General features: G+C 36.0%; 21 protein-coding genes. 14 read left to right on the top strand and 7 right to left on the bottom strand.

The genetic code is table 11. From position 1 onward, the window contains the following. Nucleotides 1–18 precede the first annotated feature (18 nt). On the top strand, nucleotides 19–729 hold the full coding sequence (locus SB679_RS19990) for a cell division ATP-binding protein FtsE (protein ID WP_410704082.1): 711 nt from the start codon (nucleotides 19–21) through the stop codon (nucleotides 727–729). On the opposite strand, the gene SB679_RS19995 is transcribed toward SB679_RS19990, so the two are convergent. The 3 genes from SB679_RS19995 to SB679_RS20005 are packed head-to-tail and all read right to left on the bottom strand — an operon-like array spanning nucleotide 730 to nucleotide 3,465. After that, nucleotides 730–1,425 carry a tRNA1(Val) (adenine(37)-N6)-methyltransferase gene (locus tag SB679_RS19995; protein WP_410704083.1) on the bottom strand — a complete coding sequence of 232 codons (696 nt, stop codon included), beginning with the start codon at nucleotides 1,423–1,425 and terminating at the stop codon, nucleotides 730–732. Continuing rightward, the gene (locus tag SB679_RS20000) at nucleotides 1,425–2,879 is read right to left on the bottom strand and encodes a sensor histidine kinase (RefSeq protein ID WP_410704084.1); all 1,455 of its coding nucleotides are present in this window, start codon (nucleotides 2,877–2,879) and stop codon (nucleotides 1,425–1,427) included. The genes SB679_RS19995 and SB679_RS20000 overlap by 1 nt, the downstream gene beginning before the upstream one ends. Continuing rightward, nucleotides 2,869–3,465, bottom strand: coding sequence for a riboflavin synthase (locus SB679_RS20005; RefSeq protein ID WP_034714382.1), 597 nt, complete (start codon nucleotides 3,463–3,465; stop codon nucleotides 2,869–2,871). The genes SB679_RS20000 and SB679_RS20005 overlap by 11 nt, the downstream gene beginning before the upstream one ends. Before the next feature lie 49 nt (nucleotides 3,466–3,514). On the opposite strand from SB679_RS20005, the gene pdxA reads away from it, so the two are divergent. From pdxA to SB679_RS20050, 9 genes are all read left to right on the top strand, one after another. Then, entirely contained in the window at nucleotides 3,515–4,606 is a 1,092-nt protein-coding gene (gene pdxA / locus SB679_RS20010; RefSeq protein WP_410704085.1) for a 4-hydroxythreonine-4-phosphate dehydrogenase PdxA, read from the top strand. A gap of 84 nt (nucleotides 4,607–4,690) precedes the next feature. Then, nucleotides 4,691–5,221 (top strand): YceD family protein, encoded by a 531-nt coding sequence (locus SB679_RS20015; RefSeq protein ID WP_410704086.1) that lies wholly within the window; start codon nucleotides 4,691–4,693, stop codon nucleotides 5,219–5,221. A 66-nt stretch (nucleotides 5,222–5,287) separates the two neighbouring features. Further along, entirely contained in the window at nucleotides 5,288–5,491 is a 204-nt protein-coding gene (rpmF, locus tag SB679_RS20020; protein WP_007843326.1) for a 50S ribosomal protein L32, read from the top strand. Between the two features lie 125 nt (nucleotides 5,492–5,616). Beyond that, nucleotides 5,617–6,099, top strand: a complete 483-nt coding sequence (gene accB, locus SB679_RS20025) for an acetyl-CoA carboxylase biotin carboxyl carrier protein (protein WP_034714240.1) — start codon at nucleotides 5,617–5,619, stop codon at nucleotides 6,097–6,099. 94 nt (nucleotides 6,100–6,193) lie between these two features. After that, nucleotides 6,194–7,549 (top strand): acetyl-CoA carboxylase biotin carboxylase subunit, encoded by a 1,356-nt coding sequence (gene accC, locus SB679_RS20030; RefSeq protein WP_410704087.1) that lies wholly within the window; start codon nucleotides 6,194–6,196, stop codon nucleotides 7,547–7,549. A 266-nt stretch (nucleotides 7,550–7,815) separates the two neighbouring features. Next, entirely contained in the window at nucleotides 7,816–9,063 is a 1,248-nt protein-coding gene (rocD, locus tag SB679_RS20035) for an ornithine--oxo-acid transaminase (protein ID WP_410704088.1), read from the top strand. 125 nt (nucleotides 9,064–9,188) lie between these two features. Continuing rightward, entirely contained in the window at nucleotides 9,189–9,947 is a 759-nt protein-coding gene (locus tag SB679_RS20040) for a glycosyltransferase family 2 protein (protein WP_410704089.1), read from the top strand. Nucleotides 9,948–9,996: 49 nt separating this feature from the next. Then, entirely contained in the window at nucleotides 9,997–10,755 is a 759-nt protein-coding gene (locus SB679_RS20045) for a glycosyltransferase family 2 protein (RefSeq protein WP_410704090.1), read from the top strand. Nucleotides 10,756–10,757: 2 nt separating this feature from the next. After that, complete coding sequence (locus tag SB679_RS20050; protein WP_410704091.1) at nucleotides 10,758–11,498, top strand: polysaccharide deacetylase family protein; 741 nt, start codon at nucleotides 10,758–10,760, stop codon at nucleotides 11,496–11,498. Here the strand turns inward: SB679_RS20050 and SB679_RS20055 are convergent. Continuing rightward, nucleotides 11,495–12,574: a glycosyltransferase family 4 protein gene (locus tag SB679_RS20055; protein WP_410704092.1), complete on the bottom strand. Its 1,080-nt coding sequence runs from the start codon at nucleotides 12,572–12,574 to the stop codon at nucleotides 11,495–11,497. The genes SB679_RS20050 and SB679_RS20055 overlap by 4 nt on opposite strands. 59 nt (nucleotides 12,575–12,633) lie before the next feature. Here SB679_RS20055 and SB679_RS20060 point away from each other — a divergent pair, with 59 nt between their 5' ends. The 3 genes from SB679_RS20060 to SB679_RS20070 are packed head-to-tail and all read left to right on the top strand — an operon-like array spanning nucleotide 12,634 to nucleotide 15,839. Further along, a complete protein-coding gene (locus tag SB679_RS20060; RefSeq protein ID WP_410704093.1) occupies nucleotides 12,634–13,611 on the top strand; it encodes a hypothetical protein in 978 nt (325 codons plus the stop codon). Beyond that, entirely contained in the window at nucleotides 13,611–14,534 is a 924-nt protein-coding gene (locus tag SB679_RS20065) for a glycosyltransferase family 2 protein (RefSeq protein WP_410704094.1), read from the top strand. The genes SB679_RS20060 and SB679_RS20065 overlap by 1 nt, the downstream gene beginning before the upstream one ends. Before the next feature lie 6 nt (nucleotides 14,535–14,540). Then, nucleotides 14,541–15,839 carry a glycosyltransferase gene (locus SB679_RS20070; RefSeq protein WP_410704095.1) on the top strand — a complete coding sequence of 433 codons (1,299 nt, stop codon included), beginning with the start codon at nucleotides 14,541–14,543 and terminating at the stop codon, nucleotides 15,837–15,839. On the opposite strand, the gene SB679_RS20075 is transcribed toward SB679_RS20070, so the two are convergent. From SB679_RS20075 to SB679_RS20085, 3 genes are read right to left on the bottom strand one after another with little or no spacing between them, the layout of a single operon-like run. Beyond that, nucleotides 15,836–16,477, bottom strand: coding sequence for a glycosyltransferase (locus SB679_RS20075; protein WP_410704096.1), 642 nt, complete (start codon nucleotides 16,475–16,477; stop codon nucleotides 15,836–15,838). The genes SB679_RS20070 and SB679_RS20075 overlap by 4 nt on opposite strands. Continuing rightward, nucleotides 16,477–17,646 (bottom strand): glycosyltransferase family 2 protein, encoded by a 1,170-nt coding sequence (locus SB679_RS20080; RefSeq protein WP_410704097.1) that lies wholly within the window; start codon nucleotides 17,644–17,646, stop codon nucleotides 16,477–16,479. The genes SB679_RS20075 and SB679_RS20080 overlap by 1 nt, the downstream gene beginning before the upstream one ends. A 3-nt stretch (nucleotides 17,647–17,649) precedes the next feature. Then, complete coding sequence (locus SB679_RS20085; RefSeq protein ID WP_410704098.1) at nucleotides 17,650–17,994, bottom strand: phosphomannose isomerase type II C-terminal cupin domain; 345 nt, start codon at nucleotides 17,992–17,994, stop codon at nucleotides 17,650–17,652. 122 nt (nucleotides 17,995–18,116) lie between these two features. Here SB679_RS20085 and gltX point away from each other — a divergent pair, with 122 nt between their 5' ends. Further along, nucleotides 18,117–19,844, top strand: a complete 1,728-nt coding sequence (gene gltX / locus SB679_RS20090; RefSeq protein WP_410704099.1) for a glutamate--tRNA ligase — start codon at nucleotides 18,117–18,119, stop codon at nucleotides 19,842–19,844. Nucleotides 19,845–19,866 lie beyond the last annotated feature (22 nt).

Genomic DNA, 19,866 nt, shown 5'->3' on the forward strand with positions numbered 1-19,866 from the left:
GCCTCTTAAAATTCAATTATGCCACATACAAATATCTCCGGAGATAATATCATAAGTTTACAGCACGCCAAGATTGCACAAAAAAACTTCACGGTTCTTTCTGATGTAAACCTTAACATCAAAAAAGGAAGATTCTGTTATCTTATCGGAAAAACAGGTTCCGGGAAAAGTTCTCTTTTGAAGACGCTTTACGGACATATTCCTTTAGCATCAGGACATGGAGCAGTCGTGGGTTTTGATCTGGCAAAAATGAAAACCTCTGATATTCCAAATCTTAGGAGAAAATTAGGAATTGTATTTCAGGATTTCCAGTTGCTTTCAGACAGAACGGTAGAGAAAAATCTGAAATTCGTTCTTGAAGCTACCGGATGGAGCGATAAAATAAAGATGGAAGATCGTATTAATGAAGTTCTTGGAAGCGTTAATATGAAAAGTAAAAAGCATAAAATGCCTCACGAACTTTCCGGTGGAGAGCAGCAGCGTATTGCCATTGCAAGAGCTTTATTAAATCATCCTGATCTTATATTAGCCGATGAACCTACCGGAAATCTTGATCCTGAAACGTCTAACGAAATTATGACCTTACTGAAGCAGGTAGCTCTTGAAAACGGAGCGGCAGTAGTAATGGCAACACATGATTACCATATGATCCAAAACTTCCCGGGAGAAGCGATCAGATGTGAAGACGGAAAGGTTTCTGTATTGGATACCGCAGAATTATTTGAATAATTATTTACCGAAAACATGAAACTCTTTGGTGAGTTCAAGATATTGGTCCGAGTATTTTCTCGGACTTTTTTCTATTACAAAATCAGATTCTTCAAGCGGTTTTTCTGTTAAAGAAAACTCAAGAATCACTCTTTTTGCATTAGAATGTTCTATTCCCTTAATGTTAATTTTCCGGTGTAAAAACAAAAGGTTTTCTGTTGTCGTTTTAACGAAATCATCGCCGGCATCAGCAGGAATAATAACGGAAAAAATTCCTTTTTCGGAAAGGATTCCTGAAGATTTTGAAATTAACTGCTTAAAATTAAGTTCCACAGTCTGCCGTGCAATTTTATCTTTATCAGAACCGGATTCCTCGAAATAAGGAGGGTTGGAAACAATAAGATCAAACTTTCCTTCTGTTTCAAATGTTTTAAAATCCTGTAACTGATTCTTTAATCTGCCAGCGAAAATAGAATGTTCAAAATTCTGTCTGGTAAGTTGTACCGCATCTTCATTAATATCAATTCCCAAAAAATTGGCTTTAGAATTCCTTTGAGCAAGCATTAATGAAATTAATCCGGTTCCGGTTCCCACCTCCAATACACGGGAAGCTGTATCTATATTCGCCAAAGAACCCAGCAAAACACCATCCGTGCCCACGCGGAAGACTTCTTTCGACTGTGTAATTTCGAAATATTTAAAAGTAAAAGGTTTCACTATAAATTGGTAGGGAGTGTAATGGTGAATGTTGAACCTTTTCCGACTTCTGATTTTACAGAGATTTCCCCTTTATAATCCTCGATCATTTTTCTTACCATGGATAAGCCAAGCCCCATTCCACTGTTTTTTGAAGTGAAATTAGGCTCAAAAATCCTTTCGTACATATTTTCCGGGATACCTACCCCATTATCCTGAACGGAGACCATCACTCTTCTCTGATGCTGTTCTACATCCACATTAATAATAAGTTTTCTTTCTTCACTTTCCGCCTGCTTGGCATTGGTAACAAGATTGGTAATGATTCTGTAAAGGTAAATCCTATCCATATTAATCATGATGTTACTCTTATTGGAATGCATGAAAATACTATCATCATTGAAAACACGGAGAATATCTTCGACTTCTGTATTTAAATTAATGACTTCATTATTCTTTTCGGGAAGTTTGGCAAATTCTGAAAACGCTGATGCAACCGTAGCGATCAAATCTATCTGATCAACCATCGTTTTACTCATCTGTTTTACTCTTTCTCTTACATTTGGATCTTCGGGATCAAATTTTCTTTCGAAATTCTGAATGGTCAATTTCATCGGGGTAAGCGGGTTTTTAACCTCATGGGCTACCTGCTTTGCCATTTCACGCCACGCTTCTTCAGATGCCTTGAAACGCAATCTTTCCTTTTGATCCTGAATCTGGAGAATCATCCTGTTATAGGCCCTTGCCAAAGCATTCAATTCATCATTTTTATAGTACCTGATAGGACGCATTTCATTTTCAAACAAGGTAATACGGGTAATCATATCAGAAAACTTCGTGATTGTTTTCGCAAGACTGTTCGACGTCACCCAGCTGATCCAGATACTGAACAGAATCAAAAATATATCGACTAAAAGAATGTATTTTATGTATTGATGAAGAACATCAAGATAGGCAGATTCATTATGATACAAAGGAATATATACGATCCCGATAGGTTCAAGCTCATTGTTTTTTAAGAGCAGATAAGATGAAGTAAGTCCTGCATCTTTCGTTTTGTCATATCCTTTGATATCAACCCGAGCATCCGTCGCTAAAATCCTATTGACAATACTGACAGGAATTACTTTCTGCTCAATCAGGTTTTTATCCTTATTCGAAAGCAGATATTTGCCGGACAAATCATAAATAACAATATCATGCTGATTAATATCTGCTATTTCGAAGATTTTATTTTCTAAAACTTTTGGAAGATCTTTTGTCTCAACCAGCGTACGGCTTACGGCATAATCCATATACCGCATTACTGCGTTGGTCTTTTCCTGCATATCAATACTGCTCTGTTGCATTGAATTTTTTCTCAGGACAAAATAAGGAACCAGCGAAGTAGCGACAACACTTAAAAAACATACCAGTAAGAAACCGAAAAAGACCCGGTTTCTTAAGCTATATCCTTTGTATTTACTAATTGCCATTCTGTTTATTAATTAACCTAGCAATATACTTACCAATAATATCAAATTCCAAATTAACTTGATCTCCAATTTTCAAATGCTGCATATTGGTGAACTCCCACGTATAAGGAATGATCGCTACAGAAAATTGAAAATCTTCACTTTTTGCTACGGTTAAACTGATGCCGTTTACTGTAATGGATCCCTGAGGAACCGTTACAAAACTGCCATCTGACTGATAGGTAATGGTTATAAAATAGCTCCCGTCTTTATTTTCAATCCCGGTAACCTCTCCTGTTTTATCAACATGCCCCTGAACAATATGGCCATCTAATCTTCCGTCCATTTTCATGCATCGCTCAAGATTAACCACGCTTCCCGTCTCCCATTTTCCAAGATTGGTCTTTTCTAAGGTTTCGTTGATTGCTGTTACGACATATTGGTCACCTTTAATCTCCACCACTGTTAAGCAACAGCCGTTATGGGCAAGGCTTTGGTCTATTTTCAACTCGTTCGTAAAAGGGCATGTTAAAGTGAAATCGATATTGCTTCCTTTTTCTTCAATCTTTTCAATAACTCCAACTGCTTCAATAATTCCTGTGAACATATTATTTTTTGCTAAATTTGTAAAATTATAATCTTCAAAGATAATCAAAATGAGCCCAAAAAACCATAAAGTACGAGTAGGAATTTCAATTGGTGATTTCAATGGCATCGGCCCGGAAATCATTATAAAGTCCCTGAAAGACAAAACCATCACCGATTTTTTTACTCCTGTTATTTTTGGTTCTGGAAAACTATTCACCTATCAGAAAAATATTTTCAAGATTAATCTGAACTTCAACTACATCAATGAGGCTTCTCAGGCGCAGGCAGGAAAACTCAATATGATCAATCTTGTAAAGGACAATGTGAATGTAGAATTGGGAAAACCCACTGAAGAGTCCACCAGAATGGCCATTGATTCTCTGGAAGCTGCAACCGAAGCTTTAATGAAAGGAGAGATAGATGTTCTTGTAACCGCTCCTATCAACAAAGACGAAATGATGAAGATGGGCTTTAAACATGCTGGTCACACAGGATATTTTGAAGAAAAATTTGACAAAAAAGGACTAATGTTTTTGGTGACTGAAGATCTGAAAGTAGCAGTCTCCACCCATCATATTCCTATTGCAAAGGTTGCTGAAAATATTTCCAAAGAGAAGATCAAAAAGCAAATCAGGGCTCTTAACCAAACTTTAATTGAGGATTTCTGTATTTCGAAACCGAAAATTGCTGTTTTAGGATTAAATCCACATTCCGGCGACGGCGGCGTGATTGGAACTGAAGAAATAGAAATTATAGGCCCTGCCATCAAAGAACTTTCAGACAATGGAATTTTAGCTTTCGGGCCATATCCTGCCGACAGCTTCTTCCAGCCGAGCAAATACAGAAGTTTTGATGCTGTTTTAGCCATGTACCATGATCAGGGCTTGGCTCCTTTTAAAACATTAGCATATGAAGAAGGTGTAAATTATACTGCGGGACTTCCTTTTATCAGAACTTCTCCGGATCATGGAGTAGCCTATGATATTGCAGGAAAAAACGTTGCCGATGAACAGAGTTTTATGGAAGCTATTTTCACTGCTATTAAAATTTTCAAGAACAGAAGTGAATACAACGATCTTATGGCCAATCGCATGCAACCGCGAAAAATGGTTGTAGACAATGGAATTGACGAAGATCTGCCAGATGAAACTGATGCATAAATCATTAAAACAGATTTTAAATTAATTTGTTAGAGAAATTATTTGTTATTTTAAAAAAATTGCATATTTTTGCACACTCATTTTATGGACAAGTTAAGAAACTACGACGTAAGCTTTCCCGGACTTAAAAACGGAAAGCACCAGTTCAAATTTGAGATAGATAAATCGTTCTTTCAATTATTTGACACCGAGCAAGAATTCACAAATCCTAAAATTACAGCAGATGTTTTATTAGATAAGCATACTACTTTTTTAGAATTTGAAATTAAAACAGAAGGTACTGTAGACCTCGTTTGTGATATTACAAACGAAGATTTTCAGCATCCTGTTGAAAACCAAATCAATGTTCTGGTAAAGTTTGGAGAAGAATACGATGATAGTGATGAGGATGTAATCACCATTCCTATCGGAGATCATGCTTTCAATACCGCACAGTTGATTTACGAAAACGTGGCCCTTTCCATTCCTATGAAAAAGGTTTCACCTAACGTAAGTGATGAAGATCTGGAGATTCTTGAAAAATTCAGTTCAAAAGATATTGAAGAGGTGGAAGAAGAGGAAGAAAAAAGTGACCCAAGATGGGAGGCACTTAAGAAGTTAAGAGATAAAAATTAAAAATAATTTAAATATGATGAGATGATACATCTCATCGCTCATCAAATTAAATAAAGTTATTACAAAATGGCACATCCAAAGAGAAGACAGTCGTCCACAAGAAGAGATAAGAGAAGAACGCATTACAAAGCTGTAGTTCCTCAATTAGCAAAAGATGCAACTACAGGTGAACTTCACCTTTATCATAGAGCTCACTGGCATGAAGGAAAACTTTACTACAGAGGTAAAGTAGTATTGGAAAAAGAAGTAGCAACTACTGAAGAAAACTAAGAGTCAAATTTTCAAAAAAGACTCATTTTAATACAAAAACCGTCCAATTTTGATAAAATTAGACGGTTTTTTGTTGTTTTTTGTGTTTTTTTGGTATCTTTGACCCAAAATCAAATATCAAATTTATGGACATTAAAGACATACAAAATCTTATTAAGTTTGTATCTAAGGCTGAAGTTTCAGAAGTAAAATATAAAACTAAAGATTTCGAAATCACTATTAAAACTCCATTAGCTGGAAGCGAAGTTACATATGCACAGCCTGCAGTTTACCATACAGCGCCTCAGCAAGCAGCAGCTCCTGCACAAGCTCCGGCTGTTTCAGGTACTCCTGTTGAGAAAGCAGATGCTGCATCTGATGACAGTAAATATATAACGATCAAGTCTCCAATGATCGGTACTTTCTACAGAAAACCATCTCCAGATAAAGATGTATTTGTAAATGTAGGTGACGAAGTTTCTAACGGAAAAATCGTATGTGTAATTGAAGCAATGAAATTATTCAACCAGATTGAATCTGAAGTAAGCGGAAAAATCGTTAAGATTTTAGTAGACGACGCTACTCCGGTAGAATACGACCAACCTTTATTCTTAGTAGACCCATCTTAAGGAATTTTAGATTAAAGATTATAAATTTTAGATGAATCTTTTTCATTTAAAATAATTTAAAATTCAAAATTTATAATTTAAAATTTTCGAAGAGATGTTCAAAAAAATATTAATAGCCAATCGTGGCGAAATTGCAATGCGTATTCTTCGTACTTGCAAAGAAATGGGAATCAAGACCGTTGCAGTATATTCTACTGCGGATAAAGACAGCCTTCACGTAAGGTTTGCTGATGAAGCGGTATGTATTGGTCCTGCGATGAGTAAAGACTCATATCTTAAAATCCCTAACATCATTGCAGCAGCAGAAATTACCAATGCTGATGCCATCCACCCAGGTTACGGATTCTTATCTGAAAATGCGAACTTCTCCAGAATCTGCCAGAAAAATGGCATCAAATTCATTGGAGCATCCCCTGAACAGATCGAAAAAATGGGTGACAAAGCTAACGCTAAAGCAACCATGAAAGCAGCTGGCGTACCATGTGTACCTGGTTCTGAAGGTCTTATCGAATCTTACGAACACGCTGTGAAAACTGCTGAAGAAACAGGATATCCTGTGATGATCAAAGCAACAGCTGGTGGTGGTGGAAAAGGGATGAGAGCCGTATGGAAAGCAGAAGATCTTAAAGAACACTGGGAATCTGCCATTCAGGAAGCAGTAGCAGCCTTCGGAAACGGAGGGATGTATATGGAAAAACTGATTGAAGAACCTAGACATATTGAAATTCAGGTTGCAGGAGACCAATTCGGTAAAGCTTGCCACCTTTCTGAAAGAGACTGTTCTGTACAGAGAAGAAATCAGAAATTAACGGAAGAAACGCCTTCTCCATTCATGACTGACGAACTTCGTGAGAAAATGGGTAATGCCGCTGTAAAAGCAGCAGAATTCATTGGATATGAAGGAGTAGGAACGATTGAATTCCTGGTAGACAAGCACAGAAATTTCTATTTCATGGAAATGAATACCAGAATCCAGGTAGAACACCCGATCACTGAACAGGTTATTGATTATGACTTAATCAGAGAGCAGATTCTTTTGGCAGCAGGAACACCTATCTCAGGAATCAACTATTATCCGAAGTTACATTCAATTGAATGCAGAATTAACGCTGAGGATCCTTATGCTGATTTCAGACCTTCTCCAGGAAAAATTACAGGATTAAACATTCCTGGTGGACACGGAATCAGAGTTGATACTCACGTATATTCAGGATACACCATCCCTTCTAACTACGACTCAATGATTGCTAAGTTGATCACTACGGCTCAAACCCGTGAGGAAGCGATTGCAAAAATGAAACGAGCGTTAGAAGAATTCTATATTGAGGGAGTAAAAACAACTATTCCTTTCCACAGACAGCTGATGGATGATGAAGATTACCTTGCAGGAAACTATACTACAAAATTCATGGAGAGTTTTGTAATGGATAGAAAGTATGATAACCACTAAGATTATCATCTAGCAATATATTGAAAGCGGCCTCAAATGAGGCCGTTTTTTTATTATAAACCGACCTTAAAAAGAATTTTAATTCAAACCTTGAATACGCATTTTAATATGATTGTTTTTACACTTATATGAAAAGATAATCTCTCCTGCCTCACTACAGAACATTGCTCAATCCATCAATTTGATAGCCGGAACCTTGTATTATTTCATATTTCTAAGACAGAAAATCATATACAAATTCATAACTTTGTAGAAAACCAAAATATATGTCAACAGCAACAGTAAAAAATTCACAGTATTTCATTGACCTTGAAGACAAACACGGAGCACACAACTATCACCCTCTTCCCGTTGTATTAGACAAAGGCGAAGGCGTTTTCGTTTGGGATGTAGAAGGCAAGAGATATTATGATTTTCTTTCTGCTTATTCTGCTGTAAACCAAGGACATTCACACCCTAAAATTGTTAACGCATTAGTAGAGCAGGCCAAAAAGCTTGCTTTAACGTCAAGAGCATTTTACAATTCTCAATTAGGAGAATATGAACAGAAAATCACTACCCTGTTCGGTTTCGATAAAGTACTTCCAATGAATTCCGGAGCTGAAGCTGTGGAAACGGCTGTAAAATTAGCCAGAAAATGGAGCTACGAAGTAAAAGGTATTGCAGAAAATGCTGCGAAAATAATCGTTTGCGAAAATAATTTCCACGGAAGAACCACCACTATCGTTTCTTTCTCTAATGATCCTGATGCCAACCAAAATTACGGACCGTTTACTCCAGGATTTATTAAAATCCCTTATAATGATATTCCTGCTTTAGAAGAAATTCTGAATAGAGAAGCCGGAACTATTGCCGCATTTTTAGTGGAACCTATCCAGGGTGAAGCCGGAGTATATGTTCCCGATGAAGGTTTCCTGAAAAAAGCTTCTGAACTTTGTAAAAAACATAATGTTCTTTTTATCGCTGATGAAGTTCAAACGGGTATCGCAAGAACCGGAAAATTGATCGCATGTCACCACGAAGATGTACAACCCAATATTCTGATCTTAGGAAAAGCTCTTTCAGGGGGAATGTACCCAGTATCTGCAGTTTTAGCTGATGATGCTATTATGAATGTTATTAAGCCGGGACAACACGGCTCTACATTCGGAGGAAACCCTATTGCTTGTGCAGTAGCCATTGCAGCTTTAGATGTGGTTGCAGAAGAACACTTATCAGAAAGAGCTGAAAATTTAGGAAATATCTTCAGAGCTGAAATCGAAAAGTTAATAGGAAAATCTGATCTTATCGCGAAAGTAAGAGGAAAAGGTCTTCTGAATGCGATTATCATCAACGATACTCCTGAAAGTTCTACAGCATGGAATCTTTGTTTACAATTAAAAGAAAACGGATTGCTGGCAAAGCCTACCCACGGAAATATCATCAGATTAGCTCCCCCATTGGTGATTACTGAGGAGCAATTACACGAATGTGTGAAAATTATTGAGAAAACTTTCCTCGAATTTAAAAAATAATACCACAAAAATATAAAAATATAACACTCTTATTCAGAGTGTTATATTTTTATAAGCAAAACCCAACAAACGATTGTTTAACTTCCTGAAATTATTATGATCTAAAAAAATGAAAATAATAACGAATGGAAGATATAAAGCTGAGCGCACTGATGATCGTGTTCAATGAGGAGAAAAATATTGAGGGTGCCTTAAAGTCACTCGAATTTGCTGATGAGATTATTGTTCTTGATTCATTTAGTACAGATAGAACACTTGAAATTATCCGCAAAAAATTTCCTCAGGTAAAAATTTTTCAAAATAAATTTGAAGACTTTACGAAACAGCGCAATCTGTGCCTTACGTACGCCAGCCATGATTGGATCTTATTTTTAGATGCAGATGAAAGAATACCTCATGCATTGAAAGATGAGATCAAGAAAGAAATAAAAAAAACAGATGCAAAGGATGCGTATTTTTTCAAAAGGAAGTTTTTCTTTATGAAAAAACCAGTCAATTTCTCCGGCACCCGTAATGATAAGAATATACGTCTTTTTAAAAAGGAAGTAGGACATTACGATGATACTAAAAGAGTGCATGAAGGCTTAAGTAATATCCAAAGCTCAGGAACTCTTCATAATTATCTTTTACATTACTCTTTTGATTCCTACGAAGCCTATTATAGAAAAATATTGCATTACGCTCATCTCAAAGCCAAAGATTTACACGAAAAGCATGTTCAATATGGTTTTTTTAAGCAAATAGGGAAAAGTGCTTTTAATTTTTTCAAAATGTATATTCTTAAATTAGGAATTCTGGATGGCAAAAAAGGATTTATACTTTCTTATTTTAGCGCTTTAACATCTTTCAAAACATATGAATACCTGAAAGAACAGTATTCATAACAATATCTGAAAATAAACTGTATTTTTGCAACAATAAAGTGAGTACCTTATGAAACTTTCTGTTGCAATTATAACGTTCAATGAAGAAAGGATTCTTGAAAAAACCTTATCCTCAATTGAGGGTTTGGCAGATGAGATTATTATTGTAGACAGCTATTCTACCGATCATACAGAAACAATTTGTAAACGTTTTTCAAAACTTAAATTTATTCAGCAAAAATTCTTAGGTTTCGGCCGGCAGAAAAATTACGCGATAAGTTTATGTACCTCCGAATGGATTCTTTTTCTTGATGCCGACGAAATACCGGATGAGACTGCAAAAGATTCCATCCGTAAAATCATGTCTGATGAACATCAGAAATGCTTTGTCTATGATATCAGGTTTAATAATATCTTCTTAGGAAAAGCACTGAAATACGGTGGTTGGGGAAATACCCGAAGGGAACGTTTTTTCAAAAAAGGATATGGAAAATATTCTGAGGATATCGTGCATGAAGAATTCATTACAACAGAAACAAAATGCAGGCTGAACGGCAGAATCAATCACTATACCTATAAAGATATCCATCACCACATTGAAAAATCGAATAAGTATACTTCAATGATGGCGGAAAAGATGTATAGAAACGGAAAAAAAGCAACCGTTGCGAAAATCCTGTTTAAACCTCTTTATCAATTCATTAAATCTTATTTTTTAAGACTGGGCTTTTTAGATGGTTTGGTAGGATATTATGCAGCCTTTACAGCTGCTTTCTACACTTTTCTGAAATATAAAAAGCTACACGAGATTACCAATTTAAATAAATGACAATGCTTAAGTTCTTTGCAAGAATATTGGGATTTTCGAAAAAGGAAAGTATTCGGATCCTGATGTATCATATGGTCCTGCCCAAGGAAAAAAGTTATAAAGATAATCTCATTGTTACCACTGAAGATCTCGAAAAACAATTTGAATATATTAAAAAAAACTATCAAACCCTGTTTTTTAAAGAATTAGAAAGTAAAAAATCCATTCACAATAAAATTATATTAACCTTCGACGACGGCTATTATAATAACCTGGAATATCTGCTTCCTCTGCTTGAAAAATATCAGCTCAAGGCAACAATATTCATTCCTACAGACATTATTCAAAAGGATGACCAGAACGATAAAAGGAAAATGATGACTTTCGATGAAATACGATCTCTAAATCCAGAACTCGTTGAGATTGCATTACACAGTCATACCCATAGAAATTACTCCCAGATATCATTGCAGGAAGTAGAAGAAGACCTTCGTGAAAACATGGCCATGCTTGAGGAAAAGCAGATCAACTTTACGAAAGTTCTCGCCTATCCGTATGGGAAGTTTCCTAAAAAAAATCCCCAAAAAGAAGAATTTTTCAAGATATTGGAAAGATCAGGAATTACGGCTGCAGTAAGGATTGGAAATAATGTAGATTATTATCCCTGGAAAAATAAGTTTGAAATCAAAAGAATCGACATCAAAGGTTGTGACAGTTTTAATGCATTCAAATGGAAGCTTAGACTGGGAAAAATAAAGCTTTAATCCAGCAGCGCTGTATACAGTTTTTCATAAGCGACGGCCATTTCCTTATACCCGAACTTCAGCGCTCTTTCTTTCAGCTTTAGAGCGTACTCCTGCTGATTTGCATTGTATAGCTTTATCCCCGATTCATAAACGTTCTGCATATTTTCTACAGAAAAATCATCAAAATAAAAAGCGAGATTACCGCCTATTTCCGGCAGGCTTGTCAGTTTACTCAGGAACACAGGTTTTCCAAAGTACATAGCTTCGACAGGAGGAATACCAAATCCCTCCGCTAATGAAGGATGACAGTATGATTCACAATGCTGAAGAAGAAAGTATTTTTCATTATTATCAAGATTCTCTAAAATATGAACCCGCTCTTCTAATCCCAACGTTTTAATTTTTTCTAAAAACTTTTCTTTATAGGCAGATTTTGCTGAGGAAGTAATTAGCACAAGATGCCTGTCAGTTCGTGAAATAAGATCTAATAAAATTTCCTGATTTTTTTTAGGAAAAAGAACCCCGATATTGACAATATATTTTTCATTGATAAAACTGTACTGATTTTTTGAATCAAAATCCAATGTCTCCGGAAAAATCAAGCCATTATAGACCACTTCTACCCTAACGTTGCTTTTCAAATGGAAAAGATGTTTATTTTTAATGAAATCTTCTTTAGCAAATTCAGAAATACAGGCGATGGTATCTGCTGATCCGATGTTTTTCTGAACCAGTTTAATACTTTTTTGTATTTTCTGATCAGAGCTGTTGTCATGCAAAAAATTAAGATCATGAAGCGTCACAATCTTTTTCTGCCCAACTTTTACCTTATGAAAATAATCAGAAAGCTGATGGGTAGAATGAATCAGAGAAAAAGACTTTGTTGGGATGGGAAGTTTTTTCTGCCAGAACTTCCAGTTGATGATAGTAAATTTATTTTTAGTGACAGGAATATTTTTTTCAGGCCCGTAGAAAGAGTAATCAAAATTACTCTTTTTTTCATCCAATCCCTTTATCAGCGAGACACATACATTGGCAATTCCCGACTTAGGATACTTCAGTCTTTCAACATCAATGAGAATTTTATGATACATTATGAGTGAGCTTTTCTCCAAAAATATAAATTTAAATATGAAATCTTTATTTTTGCAATATGAAAATTTGTTTAATCAGTTTTGATTTTTGGCATTACGACGAGCATATAGTCAAAAAACTAAACGAAAAAGGTATTGACGCCTGCCATATCAACATTGGCGCCTTTACTCATAAAAATTCCGGAGAGCGCCTGAAGAATACTTTCAGTAAAGTATTCCTAGGGAAAAATCTGAAATATCATAAGAGACAAGATTTCATTTTAGAATCTCTGGAAAAAATCGGCAGACAGGATCAAATCCTGGTCATTAATCCCGAAGCTATTGAAGAAAGAATTCATCAAAAGATCAGGGAATATACAGACCGGAACATCGCCTATCTTTACGACAGTGTGGCAAGAAATCCGGTTAAACATCTCCTGCATTATTTCGATACCGTTTTTTCCTTTGATGATGAAGACGTTAAAAACTTTGGATTTGAAAAAATCACCAATTACAATTATCTGGAATATCTTCCTGCGGCAAAGCAAAACCCTAAACTGGATCTGTTCTACATCACTTCCCATGATAAAAAAAGATTATCTGTTTTAAATACGTTAATTAATAAATTAGAACCTCTGAACATTAAATTTGAAGTGATTACAGCCGGGAAAAAAAGCTGGAAAAATCAGCTGATACAGATTTTTGACACCAAAAATATTGAAATTTTAAAATTCAGAACAAAAAACATCCCACATCATTCCCTTCCCTATTATTATAAAAACACGAAAGTTATTCTGGATTTGATGCGCTGCAATCAGACAGGCCTAAGTTTTAGAATCTTTGAGGCTATGGCCCTGGAAAAAAAAATAATCGCAGATAATCCGGCCATCAAGAACTACGATTTTTACAATCCTGAGAATATCTTGATATTAAACGAAGATTTTAACAATATTGAAAAAGATTTTTTTGAAAAGCCATATGAAAAGCTTCCGGATGAAGTTTATTATAAATACACGTTAGACAATTGGGTCAATACGATCTTCAAATTAGATAAATAATGAAAATTTCTGTTGCAGTCTGTACCTATAATGGTGAAAAGTTTCTTCACCAGCAAATCGATTCTATCCTTGGCCAATCGGTACAGGTAGATGAGATGGTAGTCTGCGACGATGGTTCTACAGATCATACATCCCGAATTTTATCAGAATATCAGAGTAAATTTCCCGGAGTTGTTAAGATTTACATTAATACAGAAAACCTAAGGAGCGTCAAGAATTTTGAAAAGGCGATCTCCCTCTGTACCGGTGATATTATTTTCCTGAGCGATCAGGATGATGTCTGGCATCCTGATAAAGTAAAAGATTTTCTGAAAGTATTTGAGGAAAACCCTGCTATTGAAGTGATTGCATCCAATGCTCTCACCATAAATGAACAGGGTGAAACGATTGAAAAGAACACCATATGGGATATTTTCAGCCTTTTTAAGCAACATCATATCGCTTTCACTTATTTTGAGGTGATCAATCTGGTGGGAAACATTGCTACCGGAGCCAATATGGCCCTTAAAAGAAGCATTATCAACGATATCATCCCCTTTCCTGCCAATTATTATCATCACGATGAATGGATCGCCTTAGTGTCTTCCTGTAAAAACACTTTTTATTTTATCGATGATAAAAAATCCTGCTACCGAATCCATGACCAGCAACAGGTAGGCGGAATTTTCTTCAAAGACAATCAAGATATCATGATGCAACGGTTTAATATTCACAACAATAATGTTTCTTTCCGGATCTTAAAAAGACGGATTTTACTGTTGAAAGATAAAAAGAATAAAATTTTATCTACAGAAAATTACGCCAGCAATCCTATCTTTGCACGAATGTTGAAGTCTATACAAGAGTATGAAAACCATATAAAGGATCATCTTAAAAAGACAAATTTCATACAATATCAACTATTTAAATTATTATATTTCTAATACAATATGGGCAGTAACGCAAATTTTGGGGTTAATATTTCGGGGTACATCAATAAGCAGTTTGGTTTGGGAGAGGGCGTACGCTCTAACATCAGAGCCATTAAAACCACGGATGTTCCTTATGTCATCAATGATTTCAACATCACAATTTCAAAACATGTGATGGATGACACCCAAAATGCACTGGCTGTTTCTGAGGAGAATCCTTACAACATCAATCTGGTACAGATCAATATCGACCGATTGCATTCTGTAATGCAGGAAACGGATAAGTCCTATTTCCAAAATAAATACAACATCGCTTTCTGGGCTTGGGAGCTGGAAAACTTCCCTGAAGAATCTAAAGTTTTCTTTAGTCTTTTTAATGAAATATGGGTACCAAGTAACTTTTGTACAGAAGCTATTTCCAAAGTTTCACCGGTGCCAGTGGTCAAGATGATGCACTCCATTGAAATTGAAACTCCATCATTTACGAGAAAGGATTTTGATCTTCCTGAAGACAAGTTCATTTTCATGACGATGTTCGACTATTACAGCTCGATCGTAAGAAAAAACCCTATTGCGACTATTGAAGCGTATGAGCAATCATTTGGAAAGAATAATCCGGATGTTCTTCTTCTTATAAAAACCTCTATCAGTAAAGAGTTTCCTGATGAGAAAAAAATGCTGGTCGATAGAATCGCCGACAACAAAAGCATTATCATCATCGAAGAAATTTTAGAAAGAGATCAGTTGTACAGCTTAATGAACTGCTGTAACTGTTTTGTTTCCCTGCACCGTTCTGAAGGCTTCGGGTTGACGATGGCCGAAGCAATGTATCTGGGGAAACCCGTTATTGCAACCGCATATTCAGCAAACACAGAGTTTATGAATATCAACAACTCTTTTCCGGTGAAGTATACTCTTATAAAAACAGGAGATCTCTACTATTTCAGTACAGAAAAAGATATCTGGGCAGATGCAGATGTAGATCATGCTTCTGAACAAATGTCTCTTGTATACAAAGACAAAGATAAGGCAGCTGCAATAGCTCAAAGAGGTCAAAGCGACGTTAAAAAATTCCTTTCACCTGAAATTATGGGTGAAAAAATCAAGCAGAGACTGGAACTGATCAACAAAGAAATCATCCCTACTTTTTCGAATAAAACATCTAACGAAGAATCGCTTTTAAAGTTTGAAATTAAAATACTTGAAGAAAAACTAGCTAAAATCAGAAGTTTAAAACCGGTACAATGGAAAATACAATTTAAAAATCTTCAAAATAAGCTTACCGGCAAAAAAAGAAAATATTTCTGGGAAGATTAATCCAGTGTGTCGTAGAAGTCGTTTTGTTTCTTCTGCTTCTCAAAAGTTTTTTTGTGGATTAAGCAAAAGTCGTAATCTTTGGGCATTTCTGTGAAGTTTTTGTTGCCATAGAGTACTTCATGAACTTTATTTTTCCAAAAGATCTTTTTGTTATTTTTAATAATTCTAGCCTGATAATCCGGAAAATTGACATATCCTTCTGAATTGATGTTCCATTTCATTTCCCTGATGTAATCTTCGGTGATACCTTCTACAATATTAATTCTGGGAACAAAGAAACATTCCACGCTTTTTTCTTTTCTTAAATAAGGTTTAAGCCTTTTGATAAAACCATCAGCAGGATATTCGTCAGCATCTATCTGAAAAAGATATTTACAGCTGGCATTGTGAATCAGGTTATTTTTAAAAGTTGCAAAATCCCCATTCAACCGGGCTTCAACTACTTTGATTTTCGACCCGTACTGCGCCAGCAGCTCACCTACTTTCTCATCAGGGTTCGTCATATCACGTAAAATGAGCACTTCATCTTTTGCATCAATTAAAGGCAAAAGACTATCCAGAAGTATTTTCAGTTCTTTATGCTCATTGCATACCGTGATGCCGTAGGTTACCGTAACAGGTCTTAAAAAATCAAACATTATTTCCTTTGTATTAGTTCGTGCTCATAAGAAGCATCCTTTACGACTTCTATTTGCAGATTATTGCTTTTAAAGTGATTCTGCTTTCCAAAAAGTTTTTGGAAAAACGATCTCTCCGAGTTTTTCTTCTCGTCTATACTATCTGCAAGGTTCCTGAAGCTTTGCATATTTTTTTCAGAAAGCTTTCTCGCATCAAACCGGATAATAACATCATCTAAAACCTCATCATTTTTAGCTTTAAACTTTTCGTTGAGATCAAATGATGTTTTCGGCTGCTCATCTGAAATATATGATTCGGCAGCATAATCGGAATAAATGTGATCTGCAAAAATTTCCAAATCCCTGATAGCTTTGTGATTAGGGTTTTCTAAAATCAGTCCGTACTTCAATTTCTTTTTGGTTTTCGACTGATTCATGAATCCCCATTTCCGTATAAAATTACGAAGTGAGTTCTCTTCTATTTTCTGGGTTTTGTCTTGAAATTCTTCCGAAAATCTGGACGTTTTGCTTACAAAATGATATACCATGGCGTTTGGGCACACAAATGTTTTTTCGCCGGACATTCTCAATCGTAAAATCAAGTCATCATCCTCACAAAACATGGGTTTGAAAAGCGGATCCAAACCGTTGACTTTACGCAATACCTCTTTTTTGGCTACCAGAAAGAAACTTACATCTTCGGTATAGCTTTCTTCCTGTTTTGCCTGTTGACTTTCAAACTGAAAAAAATCGTTGAACTGGAAGGAATCAAAATCACTTCCAAAATCCTGTATTTCTTTCCAGAGTCTTTTATCCGCAGCAAAGATAGGTGGTTCCACCACTTTATAATAGACAAGATTGTGTTTTGAAAGTGCGTTTTCAAGTTCACCCAAAAAATTCCGTCCAATCACCATATCATTATGCAGAAAACACACATATTCTTTGGTGGAGATTTCTATGGCTTTGTTGTAGGTATCCGAAAGCGTTTTTTCCTCCGGACTGAAAAAATGAACAAGATTTTCGTCTTTTAAAGAATCAAGCCACTCGTTGGTTCCATCCGAACTTCCATAGCTTACAAAAACAATTTCTGCATCCGGATAGTTCTCTCGTATCGAGTGATAACAGCTTTTTGAATACTCTACGTTATTTTTTAATCCTATTAAAAGAGAAATGGTGTTCATTCGTTTCATGGTTTAGCTTCTGTCGTATTCATCCTCAATTCTTACGATATCATCCTCTCCGAAATACGTTCCGGTCTGTACTTCAATAAAGATAACAGGCTTTTCTGACAGGTTCATCATCCGGTGTTTAGCTCCTAATGGAATAAAAATACTTTCACCATAAGCCAATTGTATTTCTTTATCGTCCAAAACCACCGTTGCATCGCCTTCAATGATGGTCCACTGCTCCTGCCTTTTGTGGTGATATTGGTAAGACAGCTTCTCCCCCGGGTTTACTTCTATTCTTTTCAGTTTGTAATTGGGCTCATCTGCCAATACAAAATATTTTCCCCAGGGCCTTTCGCCGATTTCTAGCATAATCTCTGAATTCTTAATTGATACAAATGTAAAAATTAAGATTAAAAAAGCCAACAACCAAATGGTAAAACATCCTTAAAACGCATAATTTTAAGTAAATTTGCACCTAAATTTTAATTGAAATGGAGAAAGTAAGAGTACGTTTTGCTCCAAGTCCTACCGGACCTTTACATTTGGGAGGCGTAAGAACTGCATTATATGATTATCTTTTTGCCAAAAACCAAGGCGGAGAATTTGTATTGAGAATAGAAGATACGGATACGGCAAGGTATGTGGAAGGAGCTGAGGAATATATTGAAGAAGCCCTGGAATGGTGCGGAATCATCCCTGATGAAAGTCCTAAAAAAGGAGGAAAATTTGCTCCTTACCGACAATCTGAAAGAAGAGATATTTACGACAGATATACCGAGCAGATCCTTACAACAGATTATGCTTATCTGGCATTTGACACTCCGGAAGAACTGGATGCTGTCCGTGCAGAATTTGAGGCTAACGGTGATGTTTTCTCTTATGACAACAAAACCAGAAACCGTTTAAGAAACAGCATTGCCCTTTCTGAAGAGGAAGTACAGCAATTGCTGGATCAGAAAACGCCTTATGTGGTAAGGTTTAAAATGCCTGTTAACAGAACATTGAACCTTGAAGATATCATCCGTGGACATTCTTCTGTGAATACCAATACTTTAGATGATAAAGTTCTGGTTAAAAACGACGGCATGCCAACGTATCATTTCGCTAACATTATTGATGACCATGAAATGGAAATCTCTCATGTGATCCGTGGAGAAGAATGGCTGCCTTCTTTAGGTCTTCATACCTTGCTGTATGAGGCAATGGGCTGGACCGCTCCGGAATTTGCCCATCTTTCACTGATCTTAAAACCGGATGCCGCATCACTTATTAATAAAGATAATATAGACAGCATTACCAAAGCTTTTACCGAGGACTTCATTCTAAAAAACAACGCTTATTCATTTGATGAAGCATCTGTTTTGATTAAATCTTTCTTTGCAGAGATTAAAAGTCCAAGGTTTAAATCATCTTTAACTGAAAATGAAAAAGACGATGCTTTAACTGCTGCTGTAAAAGCTTTTCTAAAGAAAAGTCTTTCCGGAAAATTAAGTAAAAGAGATGGTGATAAATTTGGATTCCCGGTATTCCCGTTAGATTTCAAAGATCCTGCAACAGGAAATATTTCTAAAGGATACAGAGAGAACGGATACCTTCCGGATGCTTTCATCAATATGGTGGCATTATTGGGCTGGTCACCGGCTGACGATAAAGAAATTCTTACCATTGAAGAGATGAGCAAGGAATTTGATCTTCACAAGGTACATAAGGCAGGAGCGAGATTCAGTAAAGAAAAGTCAGAATGGTTCAATCATCAGTATCTGCAGACAAAATCTGATGAAGAAATTCTTCAGATGCTGAAAAATACGGAAGCCAATATTTCAGCGGTTTCTGATGAAAAATTACTGAAGATCATTCATTTGATGAAAGAAAGAGCAACGTTCCCGAAAGATATTTATGAAAACGGAAAATTTTTCTTCGAAACTCCTACTTCTTACGATGAAAAAGCATCGAAAAAAGCATGGAACGATGAAACTTCTACTATTTTGGGGGAACTTTCTGTACAGTTGGAATCAGTAGATTTCACGGCGGAAATCTTAAAACAGGAAATTCACGATTTCGCGGAAAACAAAGGCCTGGGAATGGGAAAAGTGATGATGCCGCTGCGCTTAGCATTGGTTGGAGAACTTAAAGGTCCGGACGTTCCTGATATCCTGGAAATCCTTGGAAAAGAGGAAAGTAAGGACCGAATACACAATGCTATCAATAATTTTAAATAGAATTCTATAATTTTTCATAAAT

Source organism: Chryseobacterium sp. SIMBA_029, from assembly GCF_046535275.1.
Classification (GTDB): Bacteria; Bacteroidota; Bacteroidia; order Flavobacteriales; family Weeksellaceae; genus Chryseobacterium.

What these genes read in the sequence shown, in the direction of transcription:
- SB679_RS19990 (WP_410704082.1), top strand. Translation starts at nt 19, where the DNA reads ATGCCACATACAAATATCTCCGGAGATAATATCATAAGTTTACAGCAC.
- SB679_RS20000 (WP_410704084.1), bottom strand. Translation starts at nt 2,879, where the DNA reads ATGGCAATTAGTAAATACAAAGGATATAGCTTAAGAAACCGGGTCTTT.
- SB679_RS20005 (WP_034714382.1), bottom strand. Translation starts at nt 3,465, where the DNA reads ATGTTCACAGGAATTATTGAAGCAGTTGGAGTTATTGAAAAGATTGAA.
- pdxA (WP_410704085.1), top strand. Translation starts at nt 3,515, where the DNA reads ATGAGCCCAAAAAACCATAAAGTACGAGTAGGAATTTCAATTGGTGAT.
- SB679_RS20015 (WP_410704086.1), top strand. Translation starts at nt 4,691, where the DNA reads ATGGACAAGTTAAGAAACTACGACGTAAGCTTTCCCGGACTTAAAAAC.
- rpmF (WP_007843326.1), top strand. Translation starts at nt 5,288, where the DNA reads ATGGCACATCCAAAGAGAAGACAGTCGTCCACAAGAAGAGATAAGAGA.
- accB (WP_034714240.1), top strand. Translation starts at nt 5,617, where the DNA reads ATGGACATTAAAGACATACAAAATCTTATTAAGTTTGTATCTAAGGCT.
- accC (WP_410704087.1), top strand. Translation starts at nt 6,194, where the DNA reads ATGTTCAAAAAAATATTAATAGCCAATCGTGGCGAAATTGCAATGCGT.
- rocD (WP_410704088.1), top strand. Translation starts at nt 7,816, where the DNA reads ATGTCAACAGCAACAGTAAAAAATTCACAGTATTTCATTGACCTTGAA.
- SB679_RS20040 (WP_410704089.1), top strand. Translation starts at nt 9,189, where the DNA reads ATGGAAGATATAAAGCTGAGCGCACTGATGATCGTGTTCAATGAGGAG.
- SB679_RS20045 (WP_410704090.1), top strand. Translation starts at nt 9,997, where the DNA reads ATGAAACTTTCTGTTGCAATTATAACGTTCAATGAAGAAAGGATTCTT.
- SB679_RS20050 (WP_410704091.1), top strand. Translation starts at nt 10,758, where the DNA reads ATGCTTAAGTTCTTTGCAAGAATATTGGGATTTTCGAAAAAGGAAAGT.
- SB679_RS20055 (WP_410704092.1), bottom strand. Translation starts at nt 12,574, where the DNA reads ATGTATCATAAAATTCTCATTGATGTTGAAAGACTGAAGTATCCTAAG.
- SB679_RS20060 (WP_410704093.1), top strand. Translation starts at nt 12,634, where the DNA reads ATGAAAATTTGTTTAATCAGTTTTGATTTTTGGCATTACGACGAGCAT.
- SB679_RS20065 (WP_410704094.1), top strand. Translation starts at nt 13,611, where the DNA reads ATGAAAATTTCTGTTGCAGTCTGTACCTATAATGGTGAAAAGTTTCTT.
- SB679_RS20070 (WP_410704095.1), top strand. Translation starts at nt 14,541, where the DNA reads ATGGGCAGTAACGCAAATTTTGGGGTTAATATTTCGGGGTACATCAAT.
- SB679_RS20075 (WP_410704096.1), bottom strand. Translation starts at nt 16,477, where the DNA reads ATGTTTGATTTTTTAAGACCTGTTACGGTAACCTACGGCATCACGGTA.
- SB679_RS20080 (WP_410704097.1), bottom strand. Translation starts at nt 17,646, where the DNA reads ATGAAACGAATGAACACCATTTCTCTTTTAATAGGATTAAAAAATAAC.
- SB679_RS20085 (WP_410704098.1), bottom strand. Translation starts at nt 17,994, where the DNA reads ATGCTAGAAATCGGCGAAAGGCCCTGGGGAAAATATTTTGTATTGGCA.
- gltX (WP_410704099.1), top strand. Translation starts at nt 18,117, where the DNA reads ATGGAGAAAGTAAGAGTACGTTTTGCTCCAAGTCCTACCGGACCTTTA.